This is a genomic window from Vibrio sp. 03_296 (assembly GCF_002265885.1).
The window spans coordinates 1-650 of sequence record NZ_NPKW01000922.1; the positions used below are offsets into that span (position 1 = coordinate 1).

Genomic DNA, 650 nt, shown 5'->3' on the forward strand with positions numbered 1-650 from the left:
GTGCTGGTGCGGGTTTTGTTTACGCGCTCACTGGCAATGTGATGACGATGCCTGGTTTACCAGACATTCCCGCTTTTTATGGCGTTGGATATCGATGAAAATGGCGATATTGTTGGCCTAAGCTAAGCCGCGATTTCGATATCACATTGTTGAGGATCCTGTTGAGACTCCTTAAACGCCTTGCAAAGAAAGGCTTCTTTTTTTTGAACCTAACGCAAGCTAGATTACAGAAATCCCACCTAAAGCCTTATCTAGCACAACGCGTACAAGCCACTCGTTTTAGTACTTGTGATTTTCGCTTATTTACAGTGTAAAACGACTAAGTGCCAAGACCTTAGACGCCGACCTTTTTTATCATTGCGACGCACTAACACCGTGCAACAACTATGCTCACTGCTTGCTTTTTGTGCACAGCAATGGATTATTTAATGAAACATCATGATTTCTCAATAAAAGGTTTGGCTCAAATCTTGTACTAATCTTTAGGACATTGCACACATTCAGGGAGAATACGCATTGCAGGACATTTGACAGTGATACTGGCCGGAGGCATGGGATCACGACTCAGTCCATTAACGGATGACAGAGCAAAACCCGCGGTACCATTTGGTGGAAAATACCGCATTATCGATTTCACGCTTACCAACTGC

General features: G+C 43.7%; 1 protein-coding gene and 1 pseudogene. Both read left to right on the top strand.

Annotated elements, in window-relative coordinates:
* A pseudogene (locus tag CIK04_RS28860) lies at window positions 1-126 on the top strand (formate--tetrahydrofolate ligase); the annotation flags it as partial.
* 389 nt (window positions 127-515) lie between these two features.
* Window positions 516-650, top strand: a 135-nt coding sequence (locus CIK04_RS28865) for a sugar phosphate nucleotidyltransferase (protein WP_325205973.1), incomplete at its 3' end; no start/stop codon positions are given.